Below are 21,634 nucleotides of genomic sequence, written 5' to 3'. Positions count from 1 at the left end.
TTCCGGAGATCCATTCTTCTATATTAGAATTATCGCAAATACCTTCAAACACGATCGTCTCCGAGCAGATTCAGATTTTAACCGGTCTGCACAAAAAAGTCTCGGGCTTCCTTAGAGAATTGCCGGATACAAGTTTGGAAATACAGAGAATCGGCCTAATCGACGCTCTGATACGGCTATCAGGCTCGGAATTTGAAACTTCTTGGTTTGAATGGAATTACGATTCCAAACTCGAAAAAAAATTTCCGATCACAAAGCCAGAGATTTTGGAGATCCTTTTTTATGCATGTAGAGAATCCATCCGAAACGCGGTTCGTTATTCCGGAGAAGAAAAAGAAAAAAAGATTTCAATTTCTTTCTTAGAAAAAGACGGGATACTCATTCGAATCGTGAACAACATTTCAAAAAAGGAGACAAGAGTTCTGGAAACGGCGGGGCAAGGACTTAGAATTCACAGCGCTCTCTTAAAAGTTTTCGGAGGATTTCTTACTTTAGAATTTCTGAATCTGCTCGGAGACGATCGTGTTTGAAGGTATTTGCGATAATTCTAATATAGAAGAATGGATCTCCGGAAGAATTTCATCGTGAAGAATCTGTCTCGTTTTGTAATCGGCGATTCTTTGCTCCTCCATGTGCTTTCTCTGCAAGGAGCTTAACGTTTGAGAGTTACTTTCCACAAAGAGGGAGTTTAACATCCAAGCGATCGCCGCTTTTGCGATTTCGATTTCTTCCTCGGCATAAAGTCCGCCGTCCACTTTCTGTCCCAAGAATAAAAAGCCGGCTCCGGAATGGTCGTTTTCGACTTTTAAACAAAGTACGTATCTATGCGGATTCTCATCGCTTAAATAAGCGAGTCCTTCCCCGTTAAAAATCAAATTAGAATATTTGAATTCAATTTTTTGAGAAGATTCTGCGGTTTTCGGAAACTGTAAAAATACATCCGGAATAAACGGAATTCTGCTGTCGTTTATGAAAAAAGCTTTCGAAGTCTCTAAAATCTTCGAACATAAGATTTCAAAGGACCTCTGGAATCGGATCTGGATTTCTTTTCCGTCGGAAGTTCTACGATCGGAGATTTCTTCCGGAATCATTATCGATCTTAGAATGGAATTTTCCTTTAACCTAAGATCCTTATTCTTTTTAAGAAGAATGGTTCTCGAAAAGATATACACGTAAGACGCGCAGAGGAAGAGTTCGATTTTCTGAAATCCTACGGATGCAAAGGCGGCATAAATTCCGGAAAGTAAAAGAAATCCTAATATTGCATTTCTCCATTCCGAACGCAAACTTATCTTGGGTAAGATTCTTCCCGTAAAAACCTCGTACGAAATCAACGCCTTTCCTAAAACCAAAATCGCGGCTGCGACAAACAACTGAATTCCGATTAAAAATCCGTAAAATAACATCGGTCTTCTTTGAGATTCTAAAACCGGATCCGCCGATATCCCGAGGCCTTTTCCCAAAAACAAAAAGAAGACAAGAATCAAAACACCGAAAAGAAAAAAGGAAGTTAAACTCAAATAGGGAACCGCTTTTTGTCTTGCGATTTCAGGTAGGATCTGTTTTGAAATTCGAAAGGACTTCAATGCTACTATAGGAACTAAAATACAAATCAAAATGTATAATAGGTAGGATAGACGAAAAGAAAAAGGAACTATATTCCAAAATTCGAATAAAGATATGTTCGGATCGAACTTTCTCGTCCAGAAAATAAAGAATCCATAGGCAAAAACCTGGACGATTATCAAGGATCTGAAGATCCAACGGTAAATTCTTCTATGATTTAAAAAGCCTACGAACCAGAGGATAATAAAAAACCAACCGAAAGGAATTAGAATCAATCCGAATATTCCCGGAAAGAAGTAAACCGCAGGATAACCCGAAACTTCGAATAATCCGAATTTTCCGATCCAGGAAAAAAATCCGAATAGAAAAGACGCGGATATCAAAATACCAATCGTGAAAGTCGCAGATCGATCCCTTTTCTCCAAATTTACGTAAGTTGTCGATGAGAGCCAAAGTAAAAGAGAAGATTGAAAAAGAAATAAGGAACAGATAAAAATTTCGGGCTCAAGATTCAATGTTGGTTTCCCATCGGATCCATTCTCCCGATCCGTTTTTATAGTAAGCGCTCCCGTCCTCCTCCCATTGGAGGAAACGATTTTCTCTTACGATCAAGGCCGCTCTCGTCCGTGCAACCTTCTCGTCCGAAGTTGTTTCGTTTAAATCCCAAGCCGCGTAGATTTGCCCGTTGATTCTGCTGATCGTCCTTTTGTCCTTAAAGCCGAGACGCGCGGCGATCTGTTCGTTGCTTTGTCCTGCGGCTAACATCCTTGCTACGGTCCTTTCGTTCGGCTCCAAGATCGCCATGGGAGAATTTTCATCACGGTCTTTGACTTCTACGATTCGCGATTCTATTTCAGGATCGATAAAACTTTTTCCTTCGTAAGCAAGTTGAATCAAAGGGACGATCATCTGGGGCAGAAGAAAATTGGATTTACGGACGTAGGCGTAATGGCTCAGTATCCCCGATTTTCGAAATGTCCGAAAGTATTCGTCGCTGTCCTGGATGGAATAGATCACGACCGGCTTTCTGGGAAGTTCCTTTCGGAGCGCGACTACGGTTTCGATTCCGTTTAACGTGCCCGCTAATCGGACGTCGATCAGAAGTACGTCGAATTCTTTTTTTAATGAAACATCGATCGCTTCTTCTCCGCTCCCGCCTTCGTGCACAATTTTAAACTTGCCTGTTTCTTTTAGACCGGCGACGAGAGCCTTTCTTAATTTCTCGTTATCTTCGACAATAAATAGCTGAAGCGGATTTGAGTTCATAACTGACGACCCGATTCTAAGTTTTTTTGTCCGTCTTTGTCAAGCACTTGAGTGCTTTGATTCGCGCACACGAAGGGATGAATCCGATTTAAAGACCGTATATAGTTTTCTTTATGAAAAGAATCGTTGAAGTCACTCTATCTTCTTTAGCTCTCGCGATATTGTCCCCTGTTTTTATCGCGGTGAGTTTGTTAATCCTTATCGTCGACGGTCGACCTTTGTTTTTCGTTCAGGAAAGAATCGGCTTATTAAAAAGGCCGTTTCACATTCTCAAATTCAGAACGATGGAAAACGGACAAATCACAACTATAGGATTTTGGCTTAGAATCTCAGGGATAGACGAATTACCGCAGATCTGGAACATTTTCAAAGGCGATATGGGAATCGTCGGACCGAGACCTCTGACACGATTCGATATCGATCGTTTGGGCTGGAGCGGAAAACTTCATGACATACGTTGGACGGTATTGCCCGGAATCACCGGGCTTTCTCAACTGTACGCGGGCATGGGTCCTCGAGTTTCCTTTTGTTTTGACCGCTCGTATATATGGAATCGAAACTTCAGCCTGGATGCACGCATTGTCCTTTTAACGTTTTTGATAAACGTATTCGGAAAAAAGAGAATTCGGGAAAAACTCAAATCATCCCTGAAGAATCGCAAAGGAATCGTCCGTTGGAAACATTGGAGAGATCATTTTAGAAAAAATGAAAATCGTCCTATTCCAAAAATCGATTCTCAAGTTTTAAAATTGAATTCGAACGAAATGAGTTCGATCGCCTATTCTCTCGCAATCTTTCAGTTAGGCGAAGCGGGCGAAGGAAGAATTGCGAAACAAATCGATAAAACGATCCTTTTCGGGATCGACGATTTCTATCGGGAAGCGCTTAAACTTTTCGTAAAGGAGGAAGGTCGGCACGCGAGAATTCTTGGAGAATGTATCCGCGCTTTCAAGGGAGAATTGATCGAATCCAATTGGACGGAAAAGTTGTTTCATTTCGGAAGAAGGCTTCTTGGTGTTCGGCTTAAGTTGATGGTCTTACTCGCTGCGGAAGTCATCGGGATTTGTTTTTACAAAAGGCTCGCGGATAAGATTCCGAACGGATTTGTAAAATCTGCGTTATTGGAAGTTGTGAAGGACGAGGAAAAACACCTGGAGTTTCACAGCGAATTCTTTCGAATTCGGATAAGAAATTTTTTTACGAAGATTCTTTTTCGAGTTCTTTGGAGAATGATCTCCTTTGCTGCATGTATTACGGTCATCTTGGATCACCGAAAAACTTTTAAAGTTTTGGGAATTTCGAATTGGAAAACGTTTCAGAAATTTCAAGAGATCGCAAAGTCAACGGAGAATTTTATTTTGGAAGGGTTGAATTGGAAATTAAACGGAAACTTTTCGGTCTGATTCAAAACGAAATCCGATATTTTGAAAGTATTCCAATTTTCTATGGAAAGTCGCTCTTTCGGAGAAGCTCGAAGTCGTAATGGGATATTTTTTGGGAAAATTTTTATGATTGGAACGGCGCTTATAAAACCGTTTCATTCAATTCGGATGAAGTTCCATCAGTTTCCGAAACAACGGATCGGAGTTTAGATCTTCCTGATAATAAAGTTCAACATTTTTCGAAAAATTCTTAGCTTCGGTTTTTTCCCAGCGGTGGATACATTTTTTAGCAGCTTCGGATTTAAAGGATTTCGTCGGACCTTTCCCCATAATTCCGCCGAAGTAGGAATTACAACGATTACAAGTAAAGTATTCCACATCGATCGGAGGAAATAAATACGGTCCTCGATCGTAAAAGAAAGAACAGGCGAAAGAAAAGATTGCGGTTCCAAAAAATAGAAAAGACCGTACGGTTCGGAATGTTTTGATTTTCGAGTTCACAGTAGTTCTCATATTTAGTATATAATAAATTCTTAATTTACTTACGAGGCTTAAGCGTTTGCTTTGGATAGTATATTGCAATTTATTGGATCGTAGATTGTATATCTAAGATCGGATAAATTCGTCCGTTGTGTCTTCTTCCTCTTTGAGGTCGTAAAATCCGTATTCGAAATCCTTTCCTGCGACCACTTCCAGACCGTAGACGTGTTCCGAAATTCTAACATTCTTAACGATGTCGAGATGATAGAGTTCGGCTAAGAATTTCATCTTATCCAAGGAAATCTTATCGTTGATCTTCGGCCCGATTGTGAATTCGTTTTTTACCCAATCCAAGACGATGAGCTTTCCGCCTTTTCTCATCGATCGGATAAGACCGTCCATCGCAAGGCCGGGATCGGGAAAGGTGGATAAAACCAAGGACGCAAAGACCGCATCGGGTGTAGGCACCCACTCGGGTAAAAGTGGATGATCGGATTTTTCGATAAAGAACGGAGTAAAGTTCGATATCTCGTCCCGATTCTTCCAATGAAGAATTTCATCGATCAATTCTTGCTGACATTCTCCACCCCAAATCCAAGCGTCTTTCGGAAGTTGTTTTTTTAATTCTAAGGTAAAAAATCCGAGTCCCATCCCGAAATCCACAAGGTGAGCGACGTCCTTTAAGTTGAAATGTTTGAAAACGACTTCAGGCGGAGTGAGTTCCCTGCGTTTGCTGGAAATCAAAAAATTCTGATATTCGGGGTCTTCGTAATAATCCAGATCGCTCATCGTTTTTTCCTGAATTATGTCTAGCGGACTTGTGAAGAAAGTCAAACCAGAAATCTACTTTGGTTCTTTGTTGCTTTCTCTCAAAACCTTTTCAAAAGGGATTCTTTATTAAATTACGCCGTTTGAGCTGACGATATAATTACCAAGACATTCCTTTTATGAAAATTCTTACCCGGACCATACTATTATTTTCATTCTTGGCGTTGGTTTCCTTTCCGGGAGCTCAGGATACCGTTCTGAACAATACGCAGGTGGAAAATTATAGCGTGGCGAATCTCATCCGCGCCGAGATTTTAAAAAAAGATGAAAACTCGATTCGTATTTCCTGGGAAGCGCCGAGAGAAACCGGAGAAATTATCATAGCCCGTTCTTCCAGCATGATCGACACCGCGGAAAAATGTATGGTGGCCGATTCTTTGGGAAAATATCCGAGCGGAATCGCGGGCGGAGTTACGCAGATATTCGATTACAATCTTAAACCGGGAACTTATTACTACGCGGTAATTCTCGCGCATCACGTTAAAAAGAATACGATCAAACTTATTGCCGGAAGAAATTTTACTACGATCCCCGTAATCGTGGAACACGCGCTTGTTCCCGGCAATACGAGCACTGAAAACAAAACTCCCGAACTTCCCGACGACGCTCGAATCACCGATCTGACCGTAAAGAAAGAGGGAAAGTATTTAAGGTTGAACTGGTCTCCTTACGAGAAGGCGATTCCGAACGCGACCGTTTATACCGTTTATCGTTCCTCGGAGCCTATGTCCTCTTTGTCTTTGATGAGAAAGGCGGAGAAGCTGACGGAGCTGAGTCATCCCGAAACCACATTTTTGGATCAGGACCTCGGCAAATCTCAAACCTGGTATTACGGCGTTAGCGTTCGCTCCGGCGCGAAAGAGATTCTTCCGTTGGTCAACGGACAATCCTTTACTCGCTTCTTTTATATAGGAACTCCGAATAAGGAACCTTCAGAGAATATTACAAATTCAGAATATTCTTACGATGACATGCACGTCAAAGATTTGACCGGTTCCATCGAGAATTTGACCGTGAAACTTGAATGGAAAGCGCCGGAAAAAGCGGACGGCAATACGATTTATACGATCTACCAAGCGCTCAAACCATTGAGCGGGGGAACCGCTACGTTCTTAGGCGGAAACGTTCGTAAGTTGGGAGAAGTGACTCATCCAGAAACCGCGGCCCAAATTCGATTAAAATCCCTGAGTCCGCAAATTTATTTCGGAGTCACCGTCAAACGGCAGAATCAAGAAGAATTCAATCTCGTTGAGAACGAATCCTTTGTGGCGATCAACGTGGATCCGAATACGATTACGAGCGAGAATCAGGAAAGCGACAAAAAAGAAGAGAACCCGCAAGTCCAAGATGAAAATAAAAAAATTCCTGAAAAACAAGAGGAAGATTTTTCCGGAACGGACGACGAAGTGGATACGGTTCTCAGAAGGACTTATTGGAAACGAGCTTATATGGATGCGATTCACGATTTGAAACCTTTTACAGGAAGCGGAAATTCGCTTCAGGTAAGAGGAAAGGCTAAATTTTTCACTGGACTCTCTCACTATAGAAAAGGCAATTATAAGGAAGCGCTCAAGTTTTTGATCAATAAAGACAGTAAAGTTTACAACGCGGAACGCTCTGAATTTTGGTCGAAACGTTGTTTGTCTCGGATCTCCGGAGGAAATCCATGAATCGTTCTATTATATTAATTACGGGATTCTTATTTATTTGCGCCGGGCTTTTGACCGGGGTTTATCAGACCACGATTCAAGACGAGGATTCGAAACGTAAAAACGTTTTGGAAAGAATCAAAGAAGGCGAAGAATACTTAAAACAATCCAACGCAAAGTCCGCGGAAAAAGCCGTCGATATCTTTTCCGAACTCTCCGCTCGTGAAATTCCGGACGAACATTCCTTTCGTGTGAAATACGATATGGGAAGAGCCTTGGAAAGAAACCAGGACAGTCTCCTTGCGCTGGGAATTTACAGGGAACTGAATCAGAAAGAAGGTTTGTCAAGGGATGAAAGATCGAAGGTCGCTTATTCCATGGGAAATCTGCTTCTTCAACTCAATCGGGACGAGGAAGGAAAAGGACATCTCGAAGAAGTCCTCAGAATTTCGGCGGAAGCAAAACTCCGTTCCAGCGCGTTATCCGCCATCGCCGATTATTATATGAAAAAAGGGAATTACGATCTTTCGCGTAAAAACTACGTTCTTGCACTTCAGGAAGATCCCGAGAACGTAAAGGCGAGAGTTCGCTGGGGAAAATCCTTACGAAGAATGGGAAAAGATTGGTCTGCCTACGACGTCTATGACGACTACGCGCAGGCCGGATTCTACTTTGATCCGGAAAAAGAAAAGGTGAGTTCCGAGTTTAGAAGCGGCATTCTGGAAAAGGCGAGACAACTCTACGTCCGCAAACAATATTACGGCGCGATCGATACTTTTAAAAAAGCTCTGGAAATGGGAGTCAGTCCGAAAGCCGAAGAACAAGCGTTATTCTACATCGCGGAAAGTTACGAGGCGATCGGCAAATCCGATTCTTCCCTTCAGTTCTTGAATCGTGTTCTCGGAAATCAAGACGGTTCTCTGGATCAGACCGCGCTCTTCCGTAAAGGGACGATCTATTTCAAAAACGGAAAGTATGAAAAAGCTGCGGCGCTTTTTCAAGAAGCCACGGATAAATATCCCGATTCTCCGGTGGGAAGAAAAGCGAGCGCTTGGAAAAAAGAATCCTTAGATCAAGTCGAAGACAATCTTCATTATAAGGAATCGGACAAAGCTAAGAGCAAAGAAGACCTGGAGACGGAAAGATTCGACTAAGACGCTTCCGTCTTTATGAATTCTTCGTCTTTGAGTTCGATCTTGATTCCTAAAATATCGTAGATCGCGTTCGGAATATCCACGATCGCTTTGATTTTCTCCTTTAAGACAGGAGTGTATTTTCCGTAAAGAACGGTCGGAACTAAATTGACTGTATGTACGTCCACGGTAAGGTCTTCTAAATTTCCGTGATCGGATGTTACGATCAGCTGGTCTTCTTCCGGATTTAAAGTTTCCATCACACCTTTTAAAAAGGATTCCAATTCTCTAATATATTTTCCGGCGGCTTCCCAATTCATCTTATGTCCTACTTTGTCCGTAAGAAAAAACTCGTAGATACAAAGCGTATAATCGTCGTTCTTACAATTTTGAACGATAGATTTTCCAGTCTCATAAGGATCTCGAACTCGAAAGAGATCGTCCGATTCTTCCAAGAATCCTTGGGAGAATTCCCTTAAATATTCGTGAGTTATGTCCATATAAAGGCCTTTGCCTTCCCTGAGGTCCTCCATCGATTTCAAAGGACGATCGCTCGCCATCTGAATGAGAGTGGAGGCGGAAACGTGGCGCGGATTTTTTTTGATATGTTCCGCGAACGCGGGAGAATAACAGTTTAGCAGATCGGCTTTGAAACCGTGTTCGTCCAAAACCCGGATGATGGAATATTTGCTGATGATTTTCTTGAGAGTAAACGTAGGAAATCCGCTCAAATGTCTTTGAAGCACCTTACACGCGTTAATTCCTGTCCAGAGAGAAGTCTGACCGGTCGCGCTCTGAGGAAGGCCCTTGATTCCCAAGGAAGCGTCCGTTTTTAGAAAGACGGTTTTTTTTAGAATTTCGGAAGATTCTTCCGGAATCGGTTTGTCGGCGAGAGGCAAAAAGAAGGATTTTGCATACCGAGCAAAGGGGTTGGTTTCCGGATCATTGGGCCCGAAGCCGATCCCGTCGATGAACATATAAAAGATCATAGTTTTCTGTCTGGTTTTCTTCTTTCAGGTTAGACCAAAAGGGCCGATACTAAGAACAGTGACGTCCAACTTTTACAGAAAAATCGTCTTTGCCCTAACACTCATTCTATTAGGGCTGATTCCCGTTTCCATCCCTTTTTTCAGGGAAGAATGGAAAGAGTCTTCTATGTCGTTTCCGCTCAATCCCGCGGGAAATGAGAATTTTTTAAAACGCCGGCATTTTCTAAAAGTCTGGATGGAGGCGAGAAAGGCCCCTCTATTCGAAGCCGGTTCCAAGATAGAATACGCGCTCCGAAACGATCCGCTTCCGAAAAGCGCAAAGGAACTCGGCGAAAGTTTATTGAAGAATTTGGAACTCAAGTCGATCAAAATTTACGATTCTTCCTTTCGTTTGATTTATTCGAACGAAGAAACAAAGGAAATCTTTAACGGCGATCTTCGATTGGGCGATCTTAGAATTGAACCATCCGGAATCAATTTCGACGGTTCCGGAGTTCCGATCTATCGAAGCCAAGACGGAGAATGGTTTCTCTGGATGAAGGGTTTCGCTTTGGGAAAACACATGTCCTTGCCTTTTAACATCCGTGAAAAACAAGTCTATTGGATTTTTGAATCCGGAAAAAAAGGGACCGATTCTTTGATCGGATCAAACGATATCAGATCCTTGGACTATCCGGACAACATCGAGGAAATATTAGCCGAATTTAATACGTCTGCGACGGAATGGAAGGATCGTCCTCTTTGGGAGAAGAACAAGATCGGAAACAATACGATTTTTCTTTCCTACGATAAAGGCTCAAGACTGAGACAACTTTTTTATATTTTTGTTTTTCTCTTTTTTCTGTTAGGGTTAAGCGGTTTGGGAATCATTTCCTCCACTTTGCTCCATTCCATAATCGTTGAAAAAGAGTTTGATAATAAGGAAAAAATTCTCAGACTCAGAGACGTATTTTTAAGAATTTTGTTATTGTTGCGGAGGGAAAACTGATGATCGGATTTAAACTTAGAATTTCCCTTTTATCGATATCCGTACTTTCCTTCTTTTATTATTTGTTCGTTCCTTATTTTCCGGAAGGAGTATATTATAAAAATAGAATCCATTCCGTCTTCGTGAATTTCAACGAGGAACTTCATAGATTGGAATCCGGTTTGAACGAGGTTAAGTCCGTTTCCGAATTGGAAAACCTTCAATTGGAATTTCCGATCGTTTCCGGCATAAAATTGATCACCGAAGCCGAGCTTGCTGCGAGAAAGGACGCCGAAGGAAAACTTTTAGCGGAAACTTTGAAGGAAGGCGCAAGTCGTTTGTTTTATTTAAAACCCTTTTTGGTTCTTTGTCTTCCGGTTCCCGACGAAAAAAGGATGATACTTGCCGAGTTGAGAGATGACGGTTTGAGAGTTTCTTTTTCGGGAACGGAATCGATTTTGATTCCGGATCTGAAATTCGGGGGTTATATCGAGCCCGGAAAAAAATATCACGGTTTGAGCGGCGATCAGATTTCTTCCCTGTTGATCGGAGGATGGAATCGTTCGGAAACTGCGGTAAATCGAATTCAAATCGGAAGCGCTTCCTTTATCGGATATTATTATGCGACACCGGAAAATACCTACGGTTTTCTGAAAGGGATTCTGATTTTAAAACCGGGGAACGAAGGTCTTCCATTCTTATTTTTATCGGGCTTTCTCGCGCTTTTACTTTCAATCGATCTTATGATTCGAGTTTTGAGAATGAAAAAAGATTTATTCTCGGATAAGGAAGGAAAGGAAATCCAGGATTTGGTCGGACAGATCTCGAAAGGGGTCAACGGCCTGCAACTCGCAAAACAAAAAGCGATGGAACTGGTCGATAACGACAAACAGGACGGAATCAGAACTCTAACTTCCGAAGAGGTAGATTCCGATTTGAAAACGTTGCCGATCAGTCTTCAAGAAGTTAAAAAAGAAGGAGGCGCGTCTATCTTCGTTCTTCCGTTCGAACTCAAGGGAGAGGGATATATTTCTCCCGCCTATCTTCGAGATCCCGAAAAATTTAAAATTCATCCGGTCATTTCTCCTGAGATCGAAAAGAAACGTTCCGAGATTTTCAATTCCGAATTAGAGAACCTGATCTCGAAGGTCAACGAACAACCGGGAGAAAGACCGAAAACGACAGAAGAATCAAAGCCGGCGGAGCAACCCGCTCCTCCGGAGGAACCGGCGCAGGGAAAACATTTGGATTTAGGTCCGGGTTATATGAAATGGCTGGCTTCTCTGCCGATCCGGGATCGGAGAAAAATTCTGGAAGTTTTGGACGAGTTAGGTTACGGATTAGAATCAGAATATTCTTTTATTCTAAAATACTATATCTCGGTTTTTTCGTATCTCAAGCTCAGCGGTTTTGCGATCAATTATTACGACAGAAGGAACGGAAGTTATACGCCCTTCGTTACCTACGGTTTGAAGGAAAAAACCGCGGAGAACATGATCTTTCTTTACGACGATCAATACATAGGAAAAGAATCCGGTAGTTATTCCCTGATCGGAATCACCGAGGAAAGAAAGAACGATCGATTCTTCCGTAAAAAATTCGATCTTGCGGATTTGGAATCCTGCATTTCCATTCTTACGATTCCGCTTTCAAATTTCGGAATCCCCTTTCGATTCTTCTTATTTTATAAGGACCCGCCTACGGAAGAAAACGCTCAGGAGATAGAAAATCTGATCTTTCATTCTTTGGAGCCCGTGATCAAAGCCTTCGAAGAATACGATCGTAAGGTCCTGGGCGAATTATTCCGCGACAAAAGGGATATCGTTTCGTCTCGAATTCACATGATGAGAATCGCGACCGACGGTGAACGAGGAGTTACAAAATCCTTCAAAGTCGAATTTCACGGAAAAGATTTTAATAAGCTGGAATCGGATCGTAAAAAAGTCATGTCTCAGATTTCTGAAATCATCGGACCGGAAGACATGTGTTTCGGGATCGGAGTCGGCGCGTTCGGAATGTACACAAGAAAAGATTTGGAAGAACAGGTTCGTTCTTTCTTGGATCAAACGGGTCACGCGTACGATTTTACCGTCGATGTTTATCCTGAGAACGGAAAAAATCTTTTCACCTATCTTTAAGAATTGTTTTGATACGATGAATTTTTTCCGTTTTACGGTTCTTCTGATTTTATTCTTATCCTTTGTTCAAATTCTTTTTCCAAACGAAGAAAATCGAAAAGAATGGAATCGAGCTGCGAAAGAAAAAATCATAAAGATGAACGAGAAGGAAGAAGAGACGGAGTCGATTCCTTATCTTGAAAAATACGTAGAAAAAAATCCGTCCGACTTAACGTTTAAACTCTGGTATGCGAGGGCCTTATTTTATCGTAAGGATCTGGAATTACCTGGACACGCCGAGGATGTTTTTTCGAGAATGGAAAAGCTAAAAAAGATCCGGAACAATTATCTTCAATCGGCGAGAATTTTTGAGGAAGTTTTGGAATATCTTTCGCAGGCGACTCCGAGAGATCCGGATCTTGGGAAATGGCATTTTTTGTGGGCGATGGCCGAATGGTACGCCGGACGAGACGAAAGGGCGGTTCAGATTTTTAAGAAATCTTTCAAATATGATTTTCGTCTGAACGAAGCGAACTACAATATCGCGAGCATCTATCAATCGATCGGTCAATTGAAGGACGCGGATATTTATTTTAGAATCTATCTCAAAAATGATAAGGAAATGAGAGAGGAGAACTGATGGCTAAAGTCGACAAACGGTTTCAGTTACTCATGACGGAAGACGAACTCGAACTTTTAAAAAACGAAGCGGACAAAAGAAACCTTTCCGCGGGGGAAATGTTGAGACTATCTTTGAGAAACGAAGTCTATCGTTCGGATTCTTATGAAAGATTGGAAGCTCTCAATATTCTAGCGACCATACAAGAAGAATGAAATACTACCTTTCCAAGTCTTTGCTCGAATCATTGATCGAAGGGACTTCCGATCAAAAATCAATTCTTGTGGAATCCATCGGGAATCTGATCAGAGGACAACATTTATTTTACACGGGCACGATTTCGATTCTTCCCATTTTGGAAAAACAAAAAGATCCTATTCAAAGAGATATCGTTTGGACTCAGATAAAACGCCTTTGTCTGGAAATTCTGGATTTTAAATCCGAGAATCTTTCTTTGGCTCAAAAGTTATCCAAGGAATTCGGTAACGCGGAATGGATTTGGAACGAGATGGCGATCGCAATCGAAAAGGATTTGGACGGTTTTGTTACGATCGATAAAAATCTTCCGAATCAGAAGATGATCAAGGTTTTACTCGCTCAGGAAATAAACTTCAACGGGATCGCTTAGAGGCGAAACTTGGTCTTTTCCGGTTTGGAAATGATAGGCCTTGTTATAAGCGCTGATTCTAAAATAATAAGTCGTTCCCTTTTTTAGAAAAAGCTGATTTTTTTCCAATAAAATTTCAGCGTTTAAGGAAATGATGCGATTGTCGATACAAACATTCAGTTTATTATAATATTCTTGAATACTACCTGCGTTTTTTCCATCGGGTAGGCCGGTGATAGGGTCGAGATAATCGGAAGCGGGATGTTTCGTTCTCGTTTTTTTATTCGGCGCCTCGTTTGTCAAAGGATAAGTTCCGCGGACGATTCCGACCATTCTATCGGGATGAATTCCGTAGTGGATAAAATAACCTCCTCCGTTGATGACTTCCCTTTCCGGATTGGATTTCCAGCTCAAACAAACGCTAGGCCCCGAGTCGTCGATCGTATTCTCTGCGACCTTCAATCCCAAAGGACGAACCGGAGGAATCGTCTCCCGATACGTAAGAGTCAAATTTTTCAGTTCGGGAGTTTGATTTCCGCTCGGATCGGACTTGAACTTGATTCTCCATTGATAGTATCGAAACGGAAGCAAGTCCTCCCTGTTTTCCGAAATTCCTAAAAACTTTTTCAGAGAATTCTTGAGTGAAATCCTATACGAGTCCGGATCCAAAGTATCTAGTTTAAAAGATTCTAATTTTCTTAAGTCAACGGCGATCCAAGCGGGACCTTCCGAAGTCGGATGAAAAGTCGTGGGCGATACTCGGAAGTAAAGCTCCATCGCCGAGGATTTGGGAACGACTGCCTTCAGTTCGATTTCTTCCAGGAAAGCGCTGGAATATTTGCTTTTGTAAACGGGAGAAATCGCGGTTCCGAATTTGGATTGGGTCGTGTGCGTGTCGGGATCAAAGTTTTGCGCGGAGAACGATACGTCTTCCGCGCCCGGATCGGGTTTTCCTCTAAACACCGCGAAGTTTTCCATCCATCCGTAATAGGAACTCGCGATTCGAAAGGAAGTCGTATCTTCGGGATGAAATCCCATTCTTATCAAATTTTTATTCGCGGGAATGGATCCTCTCGCGGATTCTTTTCCGTTCAGATACAATACGATCTCTCTTTCGGAGGGATTAAAATAGAGAACAATTCTGTTCCATTGATTTTTTTTAAGAATCGTATTCGATACAAGTTGGAGAGAGAGAAATCTTTTTTCCTCCGTTTCGAAAAAGGAATGAAAGCCCGCTTTGAGTTTGTCGTCCGCTATTTTGAGATCCCAGCCGTACGTGTTTCCTGAAGTTTCATAAAGTTTTGAAATCAAGGTTGCGTCTTTTTCTACGGTCCCCGGAAGAATGCTGAATGCGATGTAAAATTCTTCGGTCAAGTCTTTGGACGTAAGAACTCCCGAATTGGAATGAGCGATTCTTATACCGGTTCTTTTTCCGGAAAATCGCGCGCTTCTTTTCGCGTGGAGAACGTTTTCGGAATCCGGAAGAAATGAGGACGTAAGAACTTTATAATTTCCTGATATATCTTTTAGATTTGCCGGTTCTCCGGAATCGAAATTGAGATAAAGATCGGATCCCGCGCTTCGATCACGGGTTTGCAGCTTGAGGGTTTTTTGTTCTCCGTTTTTTCCGGTAAGTTCCAATCCGCTTCTTTGTAGATCCGAAAGAGAAAGGACTTTGGTTTCCGAAAAAAGAGCGGAGAACGAGAATAAAACGAAGACCGGAAGGACGACTAACGGAACTTTAGAATTTGTAATCCATCCCATCCGGTTTTTAATTATGAGTTTAAGGTTTCGAGTTGGTTGACTCTTCTTTCGTGGCGTCCACCCTCGAAAGGAGTTGAGATCCAGGTTCGAACGATATTGAGCGCCAGCTCTTTTCCGAGAATTCTTCCGCCCAAAACGAGAACGTTCGCGTTGTTATGACGTTTGGATAATTCCGCGGTAAGCTGATCGTGGCAAAGCGCTGCTCTGATTCCGCCGAGGCGATTGGCCGCTATGGAAGCCCCGATTCCGGTTCCGCAAAGGGCGATCAAACCTTCCACATCTTTGGAAAGAACTTTTTTACACGCTTCTGCGATTACGATCGGGTAATCGACGGAAGTTTCGTCTTTGGTTCCATAGTCTACGATTTCCAATTCTCCGGCAAGCGCGGTGCGGAGAAATTCCTTGAGTTCAAAGCCACCGTGATCCGAGGCGATTCCGATTTTTTTCATATCCTATATTTGTTTATGTCCCGACCGAACTCAGGATTCAAGCAAATAATTCTTCGTTTTATTGTCAAAAGCGGGAATCGAAGAATTCTACAAAACGGATTCTTTGTAAGTTTTGGGCATCGCGTCCCAAAATTCGACCTGAAGTAAAAAGAGCGAAAGATAGATCATGGAGAAGTTTTCTTCGGAGACCTTTTCTCCTTTGAGCGCATACGCGGTCGCGTCGTTCAATCTCGCAAGGAGTTCTCGTTTTTGTTTGAGATGGGTCGTGAGAAGTTCCCATTCTATGGAATTGAGAGATCTCGTTTTTTCATCCGATAGGATATAGTTTTCGTAATAAGAATTTAATTCTAAGAAGCCGGCAAGGTGACGATCCCATTCCGAAAATAGAATCGTGTATTCCGCTTCTGAAAGTTTTTTATTTTGAATGCAGTTCACTGATTGAAATCGGGAACGTCCTTCCTTGTGCGCTATCGTTTCCGCGATCCTCTTTTTTTCTTCCAGAGAAATCGTGGATTTGAAAAGGTTCGAGAGTTCGGAAGACGCCGCCTCGTTCGTAAAACAATCTTGAATCGGAAGTTGTGTGAGAAAGTTCAAACCGGAAGCCTGAACGCTTCCGGTTAACGTTCCTAAAAAAAACAGGGTGTAAAGAATTCTTCCGGTTCGCAGAATTTTCATTTTGCGTTAGATTCGAATTCTTTCATAAAGGAAACGAGTTTCTGAACTCCCGCGAGCGGCATAGAATTGTAAATCGACGCACGAAACCCGCCGACCAATCTATGTCCGGCCAAACCGTGAAGACCGTTCTTTTCCGCTTCGTCCAAAAATTTAGCGTCTAAATTTTTATCCTTTAAAAGAAAAACCGCATTCATTTTGGAGCGCGCGTTTTTTTGAACCGGACAGGTATATAAGGACGAAGCGTCGATGAAGTCGTATAACAATTGTGCCTTTTGTTCGTTCACCTTCTGGATGACTTCGACTCCTCCGAGTTTCAACAACCATTCGAAGACCAGCTTAGCGATATAAATGGAATACGTCGCCGGAGTGTTGTAGAGGGATTTATTTTTGGTCATCACGTCGTAATCCAGAAGAATCGGAATTTTTCTTCCGGAGATTCCGATGAGATCGTTTCGAATGATCAAAACGCTCAAGCCGGAAGGACCGATATTCTTCTGAGCGCCCGCAAAGATGACTCCGAAATCTTTTACTTCGATTTTGCGGGAGAGAAGTTCGCTCGTCATATCCGCCACAAGAGGAATCCGTTTGATTTTCGGAAGCGTCGGATATTGCGTTCCATAGATCGTGTTGTTGGATGTGATATGAAGATACTTTCCTTTTCCGGAAAGTTTGTCGTCGTCGAGGAACGGAACATCGGTGAATTTGTTTTCCGTCGCATCGTGGATCACGTTGACTCCGTTGAATTTAAGACCTTCTTCCCAGGCTTTTTTTGTCCAGATCCCCGTGTGGGCCACGTCGAAACTTTCTCCTTCTTTGAGAAGATTGAGGGGAAGAGCGGAGAAATGAAGGGTCGCTCCGCCGGAAAAGAATGCGATCGAGTAGTCGTCTCCGATATTCAAAAGTGTGCGTAAGAGTGATTCTGCTTCTTTGAGAACGTCCTCAAAGAAGGGTTCTCTGTGACTGACTTCCATGATGGACATTCCGGAGCCCTTATAATTTAAGAACTCTGCCGCCGCGATTTGCATGACTTCGTTGGGAAGCATAGCCGGGCCGGCTCCGAAATTGTAAATTCTTTCCTGGAATTGATACATATAGGATAAGGTTGCAAAGGGGAGTTTGGGGATCAACTTTCTTCTCGGAAAGAAGACTCCGGATTGGGAAAAATCCTTGTCTCAATAGAATACCTGATGATAGCATATCCCCTGGTCAAAACGACTGCTTTCTCTTCCGGAGATGAAAAGGAGTATTTTAGAATGTTCAGAATCTTGATAGCACTTGTATGCGTTGGTTTTTCTTTCCCGTTATTTTCCCAGGATAATTCTAAACTCGGAGAAAAAGAAATTCGTTCGTCCGGAAGGGTTCAGTTTATCAACCGTTCTTCGGCAAGAGCCGGAGAAGATGTAAAAGGCACTAACGAAAAGGTGGGCCTTGGATTAGCGGAGAATCTGAAAAAAGAACCGAACAAAAGTCATACGCAAGGCGGAATCAGCGTAACAAGAATCGCACCCGAAGATAAAAAATTCGGAGCGGACATTTTCACTCTATCGGAAGATTCCGACTACGGACATATCAACTCGATTCAAAGAATTTTGGCCGGGTTTGTAAAATCGAACTTCGGCTACGACGATAAGAATTCAGAAATTCTCGCGACTTATATCCTTTATTACAACGCGATCCATAGAAAAGGAAAAGCCTACATAGGAAAGAAATATTCAAATTCCGTAATTAAGGTTTTAAAACCGGAGTCGATCGGGATTTCGAAACGTTATTCGGAATGGCCCGGAAAAACGGAGATTCTCGTTCCCTTGGTCGAGGACGTTCTTGGAAAAGACGTTCATACGGACGAATTGGAAGACGAAGTCAATAAAGATCTCGATAAAAAGAAGGAAGGGCAATCCGAAAAGGATAAGTTCGACGATCTTCAAAGAGAAAAGAATAAGAAAGAATTAGAAGAAATCAAAAGAAGAAAAGAAGAGAATCAGAACAAACAGAAAGAGCTGAACGACAAAGAAGTAAAAACCGACAAGGAACTTCAAGAGCTCAATAAGGATCCCGTAAAAAATAAACAAGAAATCGTAGAAAAGAAAAAAGTAAAAGAACAGGTTCAAAAAGAAAAAGAAACCGTTAAAAAAGAGGAACAAAAGCTCAAAGAGAAAGAAAAGGAAGTCGTAAAAAAAGACGAAGAAAGAAAGAGCAATAACAGTTCCAGTTCCTCAAGCTCTTCCAGTTCTTCCAAATCCAGCGATTCTAAGAGCGATTCCGGAAGTAAGTCGGGAAGCGACAGCAAATCTTCTTCGGACGACAAGAAGACCGAAGCGGAGCTGAAAAAGGAATTGGCTGAAACCAAAAAGGAATTAGAAACCAAAAAAGAAGAGGAAAAGAAAAAAGAGGAATTCGACAAGAACGTCGTCGGCGGTAAAATTCTTTTCTTAAAAACTTTGAAGTATTTGGACAAAGGTCATTATAACAACGAGCTTCAGGTTTTGGATCCTACCAAGGATGATACGATTTTCAGAGGAGATTTTAATAAGATCTGCGGAAGAACCTTCGAAATCGTAGACGGAAAAGCCCTCGTGATCGGTTTTGAAGATGGTCACTCTTCCAATCATAAACTGATTTTGATCGATCAAGAAACTCTGAAGCCCACCGTTTCGGCGGAAGATAATATTTTCTGGCGTTCTCCGATGATCGTAAAAGGCGATGAGATCTATGCCTTCGAAGAAGTTCAGGAAAAGTATTACCTTTCTCGTTTCGGAAAAGATCTCAAAAAACAGGCGAAGTCTTCTGAAGAAATCAGTCCGAATTCCAATGTCACCTTTTACGGAGAAAAAATTTACGTAACCGGAAAAGAAGAAGGTTCGGGAAGCGTTCAAATCACCGTTTTCAACAAGGCAGATCTGAAACTGATTAAGAAAATCAAGCCTTGAAGTCACGTGGAATCCTTGAGGACTGCCTTATCGAAAATCTCGTCTGAAAAATGAGAGAATGGAGTCCTAAGGTCGTGGTATGATTTAGAATTCGGACGGGGCCGTTAAGAATTTTGTAGGAGTTCCTACAAAAACGAGAAGATGCTTTTTACTTGCAAAACGCTCGATCTTCCGGTAAAGAAAAATCCTCCGAGTTTCCCACCACCCGCCCCCCACCCAAAAAACGGGCGGGGCGCGACTTTCACCGAGGATTGTCGTTTTTACGACAGATTTTCCTAAGAATCCGATCTGTTCTTTGGCAAAGTTAGTGCTACGAAAAGTCCGAGATTAACTTAGAAGATAAGGACCTTGCGATACAAAATCGGGATCTTTTCGTGTGAATTGATAAACGCTTAGGGATACAACTCGATCGAACGCTTTTGAGAAATTTTCAACTTGAGTTTTGCTCTGATTCATTTTCTTTTTTTGACGGACAGGATGAACAAACTCATGCGAATCATTTTTTATCCGGTTCTCCTATTCTTACTTTGCAACTGCGGAAGATATATGAAAGAGCAGCCGTTCGACGGAAACGAGCCTATTAAAGAATTCTTACGGATGCAAATCGAAAACGATCAATTTCCAGCGATTCAATACGTGGTCGTCAGTCCCGAATCGGAATTGTTCAACTTCAGCGAAGGCCTTTCCGATATCGCGAAAAATTCTAAGATCAAAAATCGGACGACGATGATGATTTACTCGATGACGAAAGTGATCACCGCGATTTCGATTCTTCAATTGATCGGACAAGAAAAGATTTTTCTCGACGACCCGGTTGTAAAATATTTGCCTGAAATTCCTTACGGCAACGATGTAAAGGTTCGTCATCTTTTATCTCAGACTTCCGGAATTCCAAATCCCATCCCTTTGAAATGGGTTCATCTTCGGGAAGAAAACGATCATTTCGACGAAGCGTCGAATCTTCGTTCTATCTTATCCGAATATCCCAAACTTGATTTTCAGCCCGGGCTTAAATACCGTTATTCTAATATTTCCTATTGGCTTTTAGGAAGAATCGTTGCAAAGGTTTCGGGAACGTCTTTTGAACAATACGTTCGAACCAATATTTTCGAAGGACTGAACATAGATAAAAAAGAGGCTGATTTTATCATATCGGATTCTTTTCATCATGCGAAAGGTTATCTGCGCCGATGGTCCGTATTCGATCTGCTGAAATCCTTTTTGATCGATAAAAAATTCTTCGGAGATTATGAAAACGGCTGGTTGCCGATTAACGATCATTATATGAACGGACCTTCTTTCGGAGGAGTGATCGCATCCGCGCAAGCCGTTTCGAAAATTCTTCAGGATTTGTTAAAGGAGAATTCCAAACTTTTAGGTGAGAAGGAAGTAAAACTCCTTTTCGAGCGCCAGTTGAACTCTAAGCACGAGCCGGTCGAAACGACTCTGGGTTTTCACATCGGATCCAAAAACGAAACGATCTATTATTTCAAGGAAGGGGGAGGCGCTGGATTTCACGGCGAGTTAAGAATTTATCCGAAGGAAAAAATAGCGACCGTGATTATCGTAAATAACAGCGCCTTCGACGTAGATTCTTTGCTGAACAGATTGGATGGAGCGTTCTTGAAATGAACTCATTCTTCTTAGAAACGCGGAGGTTCGGCCGTTTTCGAAAGTTCGCTCGCGATGGATCTGTGTAACGAATGATTTTTGGTCTTTCCGAGAAGACCGATAACGTCCTAAAATTTTCGCAGATTTAAGAATGAATGAGAAGGCTCTCCTTGCCGATTGAGTTTGTAGCGATCAAATTCAAAAAAAGGAGAACCCCCCAATGAGGGCAGAAGAAGAAAAAGCGCACCTGAAAGTAATCCAGGTGGATGAGACCCAGCTCAAGAAAGACTTGAGCGAACTCGTAAGAGGCTCAGTGGAAGAAACGCTGAACGCTCTCTTAGATGAGGAAGCGGATAAACTCTGCAAAGCCTCAAGGTATGAGAGAAACCCGGATCGAGTAGATACAAGAGCGGGTTCGTATAATAGAAACTTCGAAACAAAAGCCGGAAAAGTAAAGTTAAAAGTTCCGAAACTTAGAACAATTCCGTTTGAGTCGGCGATCATCGATCGATACAAACGAAGGTAGAGTTCGGTAGAAGAAGCTCTCATGGAGATGTATCTCGCTGGAGTTTCTGTTCGGAGAGTCGAGGATATCACCGAGAGCC

The 21,634-nt window shown here is 42.2% G+C and carries 18 protein-coding genes and 3 pseudogenes; 12 read left to right on the top strand and 9 right to left on the bottom strand.

The window, feature by feature from the left end; translation table 11 throughout:
• Nucleotides 1-530: pseudogene (locus CH376_RS19815) on the top strand (ATP-binding protein); the annotation flags it as partial.
• Here CH376_RS19815 and CH376_RS19810 read toward each other — a convergent pair.
• Nucleotides 501-2,081 (bottom strand): annotated as a pseudogene (locus CH376_RS19810) (ATP-binding protein); the annotation flags it as partial. The pseudogenes CH376_RS19815 and CH376_RS19810 overlap by 30 nt on opposite strands.
• Entirely contained in the window at nucleotides 2,071-2,832 is a 762-nt protein-coding gene (locus CH376_RS19805; protein WP_100784737.1) for a response regulator transcription factor, read from the bottom strand. The pseudogene CH376_RS19810 and the gene CH376_RS19805, both read right to left, overlap by 11 nt.
• Nucleotides 2,833-2,945: 113 nt before the next feature.
• Between CH376_RS19805 and CH376_RS19800 the strand changes: the two genes are divergently transcribed.
• Nucleotides 2,946-4,235 (top strand): sugar transferase, encoded by a 1,290-nt coding sequence (locus CH376_RS19800; RefSeq protein ID WP_100784738.1) that lies wholly within the window; start codon nucleotides 2,946-2,948, stop codon nucleotides 4,233-4,235.
• Between the two features lie 138 nt (nucleotides 4,236-4,373).
• Here CH376_RS19800 and CH376_RS19795 read toward each other — a convergent pair whose 3' ends face one another.
• Together CH376_RS19795 and CH376_RS19790 are read right to left on the bottom strand one after the other, a co-directional pair.
• Nucleotides 4,374-4,715, bottom strand: a complete 342-nt coding sequence (locus CH376_RS19795) for a hypothetical protein (RefSeq protein ID WP_125231909.1) — start codon at nucleotides 4,713-4,715, stop codon at nucleotides 4,374-4,376.
• A gap of 105 nt (nucleotides 4,716-4,820) precedes the next feature.
• Nucleotides 4,821-5,483, bottom strand: coding sequence for a class I SAM-dependent methyltransferase (locus CH376_RS19790; RefSeq protein WP_100784740.1), 663 nt, complete (start codon nucleotides 5,481-5,483; stop codon nucleotides 4,821-4,823).
• Between the two features lie 158 nt (nucleotides 5,484-5,641).
• On the opposite strand from CH376_RS19790, the gene CH376_RS19785 reads away from it, so the two are divergent.
• Nucleotides 5,642-7,192 (top strand): fibronectin type III domain-containing protein, encoded by a 1,551-nt coding sequence (locus tag CH376_RS19785; RefSeq protein ID WP_100784741.1) that lies wholly within the window; start codon nucleotides 5,642-5,644, stop codon nucleotides 7,190-7,192.
• The gene (locus CH376_RS19780) at nucleotides 7,189-8,325 is read left to right on the top strand and encodes a tetratricopeptide repeat protein (protein WP_100784742.1); all 1,137 of its coding nucleotides are present in this window, start codon (nucleotides 7,189-7,191) and stop codon (nucleotides 8,323-8,325) included. The genes CH376_RS19785 and CH376_RS19780 overlap by 4 nt, the downstream gene beginning before the upstream one ends.
• Here CH376_RS19780 and CH376_RS19775 read toward each other — a convergent pair.
• Nucleotides 8,322-9,293 (bottom strand): metalloenzyme, encoded by a 972-nt coding sequence (locus tag CH376_RS19775; RefSeq protein ID WP_100784743.1) that lies wholly within the window; start codon nucleotides 9,291-9,293, stop codon nucleotides 8,322-8,324. The genes CH376_RS19780 and CH376_RS19775 overlap by 4 nt on opposite strands.
• A 58-nt stretch (nucleotides 9,294-9,351) precedes the next feature.
• On the opposite strand from CH376_RS19775, the gene CH376_RS19770 reads away from it, so the two are divergent.
• From CH376_RS19770 to CH376_RS19750, 5 genes are read left to right on the top strand one after another with little or no spacing between them, the layout of a single operon-like run.
• A complete protein-coding gene (locus CH376_RS19770; RefSeq protein WP_100784744.1) occupies nucleotides 9,352-10,281 on the top strand; it encodes a hypothetical protein in 930 nt (309 codons plus the stop codon).
• Nucleotides 10,281-12,398 carry a hypothetical protein gene (locus tag CH376_RS19765; protein WP_100784745.1) on the top strand — a complete coding sequence of 706 codons (2,118 nt, stop codon included), beginning with the start codon at nucleotides 10,281-10,283 and terminating at the stop codon, nucleotides 12,396-12,398. Before CH376_RS19770 ends, CH376_RS19765 begins: the two co-directional genes overlap by 1 nt.
• 16 nt (nucleotides 12,399-12,414) lie before the next feature.
• Nucleotides 12,415-13,017, top strand: coding sequence for a tetratricopeptide repeat protein (locus tag CH376_RS19760; protein ID WP_100784746.1), 603 nt, complete (start codon nucleotides 12,415-12,417; stop codon nucleotides 13,015-13,017).
• Entirely contained in the window at nucleotides 13,017-13,211 is a 195-nt protein-coding gene (locus tag CH376_RS19755) for a CopG family transcriptional regulator (RefSeq protein ID WP_100784747.1), read from the top strand. The genes CH376_RS19760 and CH376_RS19755 overlap by 1 nt, the downstream gene beginning before the upstream one ends.
• Nucleotides 13,208-13,624 (top strand): hypothetical protein, encoded by a 417-nt coding sequence (locus tag CH376_RS19750; protein ID WP_100784748.1) that lies wholly within the window; start codon nucleotides 13,208-13,210, stop codon nucleotides 13,622-13,624. The genes CH376_RS19755 and CH376_RS19750 overlap by 4 nt, the downstream gene beginning before the upstream one ends.
• On the opposite strand, the gene CH376_RS19745 is transcribed toward CH376_RS19750, so the two are convergent.
• The 4 genes from CH376_RS19745 to serC all read right to left on the bottom strand — a co-directional run bounded on the left by CH376_RS19745 (nucleotide 13,586) and on the right by serC (nucleotide 17,618).
• Nucleotides 13,586-15,367, bottom strand: a complete 1,782-nt coding sequence (locus CH376_RS19745; RefSeq protein ID WP_100784749.1) for a glucanase — start codon at nucleotides 15,365-15,367, stop codon at nucleotides 13,586-13,588. The genes CH376_RS19750 and CH376_RS19745 overlap by 39 nt on opposite strands.
• An 11-nt stretch (nucleotides 15,368-15,378) precedes the next feature.
• Complete coding sequence (gene rpiB, locus CH376_RS19740; protein ID WP_100784750.1) at nucleotides 15,379-15,816, bottom strand: ribose 5-phosphate isomerase B; 438 nt, start codon at nucleotides 15,814-15,816, stop codon at nucleotides 15,379-15,381.
• Nucleotides 15,817-15,903: 87 nt separating this feature from the next.
• Nucleotides 15,904-16,491: a hypothetical protein gene (locus CH376_RS19735; RefSeq protein ID WP_100784751.1), complete on the bottom strand. Its 588-nt coding sequence runs from the start codon at nucleotides 16,489-16,491 to the stop codon at nucleotides 15,904-15,906.
• Nucleotides 16,488-17,618 (bottom strand): 3-phosphoserine/phosphohydroxythreonine transaminase, encoded by a 1,131-nt coding sequence (serC, locus tag CH376_RS19730; protein WP_100784752.1) that lies wholly within the window; start codon nucleotides 17,616-17,618, stop codon nucleotides 16,488-16,490. Before serC ends, CH376_RS19735 begins: the two co-directional genes overlap by 4 nt.
• Before the next feature lie 126 nt (nucleotides 17,619-17,744).
• Between serC and CH376_RS19725 the strand changes: the two genes are divergently transcribed.
• The 3 genes and pseudogenes from CH376_RS19725 to CH376_RS19715 all read left to right on the top strand — a co-directional run.
• Entirely contained in the window at nucleotides 17,745-19,418 is a 1,674-nt protein-coding gene (locus CH376_RS19725; protein WP_100784753.1) for a P83/100 family protein, read from the top strand.
• Nucleotides 19,419-19,907: 489 nt separating this feature from the next.
• Entirely contained in the window at nucleotides 19,908-21,050 is a 1,143-nt protein-coding gene (locus tag CH376_RS19720) for a serine hydrolase domain-containing protein (RefSeq protein ID WP_243394680.1), read from the top strand.
• Between the two features lie 199 nt (nucleotides 21,051-21,249).
• Nucleotides 21,250-21,634 (top strand): annotated as a pseudogene (locus tag CH376_RS19715) (transposase); the annotation flags it as partial.

It is taken from the genome of Leptospira adleri (genome assembly GCF_002811985.1).
GTDB classification, from domain to species: Bacteria; Spirochaetota; Leptospiria; order Leptospirales; family Leptospiraceae; genus Leptospira; species Leptospira adleri.
The sequence above is the reverse complement of the archived record's forward strand: the minus strand, read 5'-3'. Positions and strand labels throughout refer to the sequence as shown.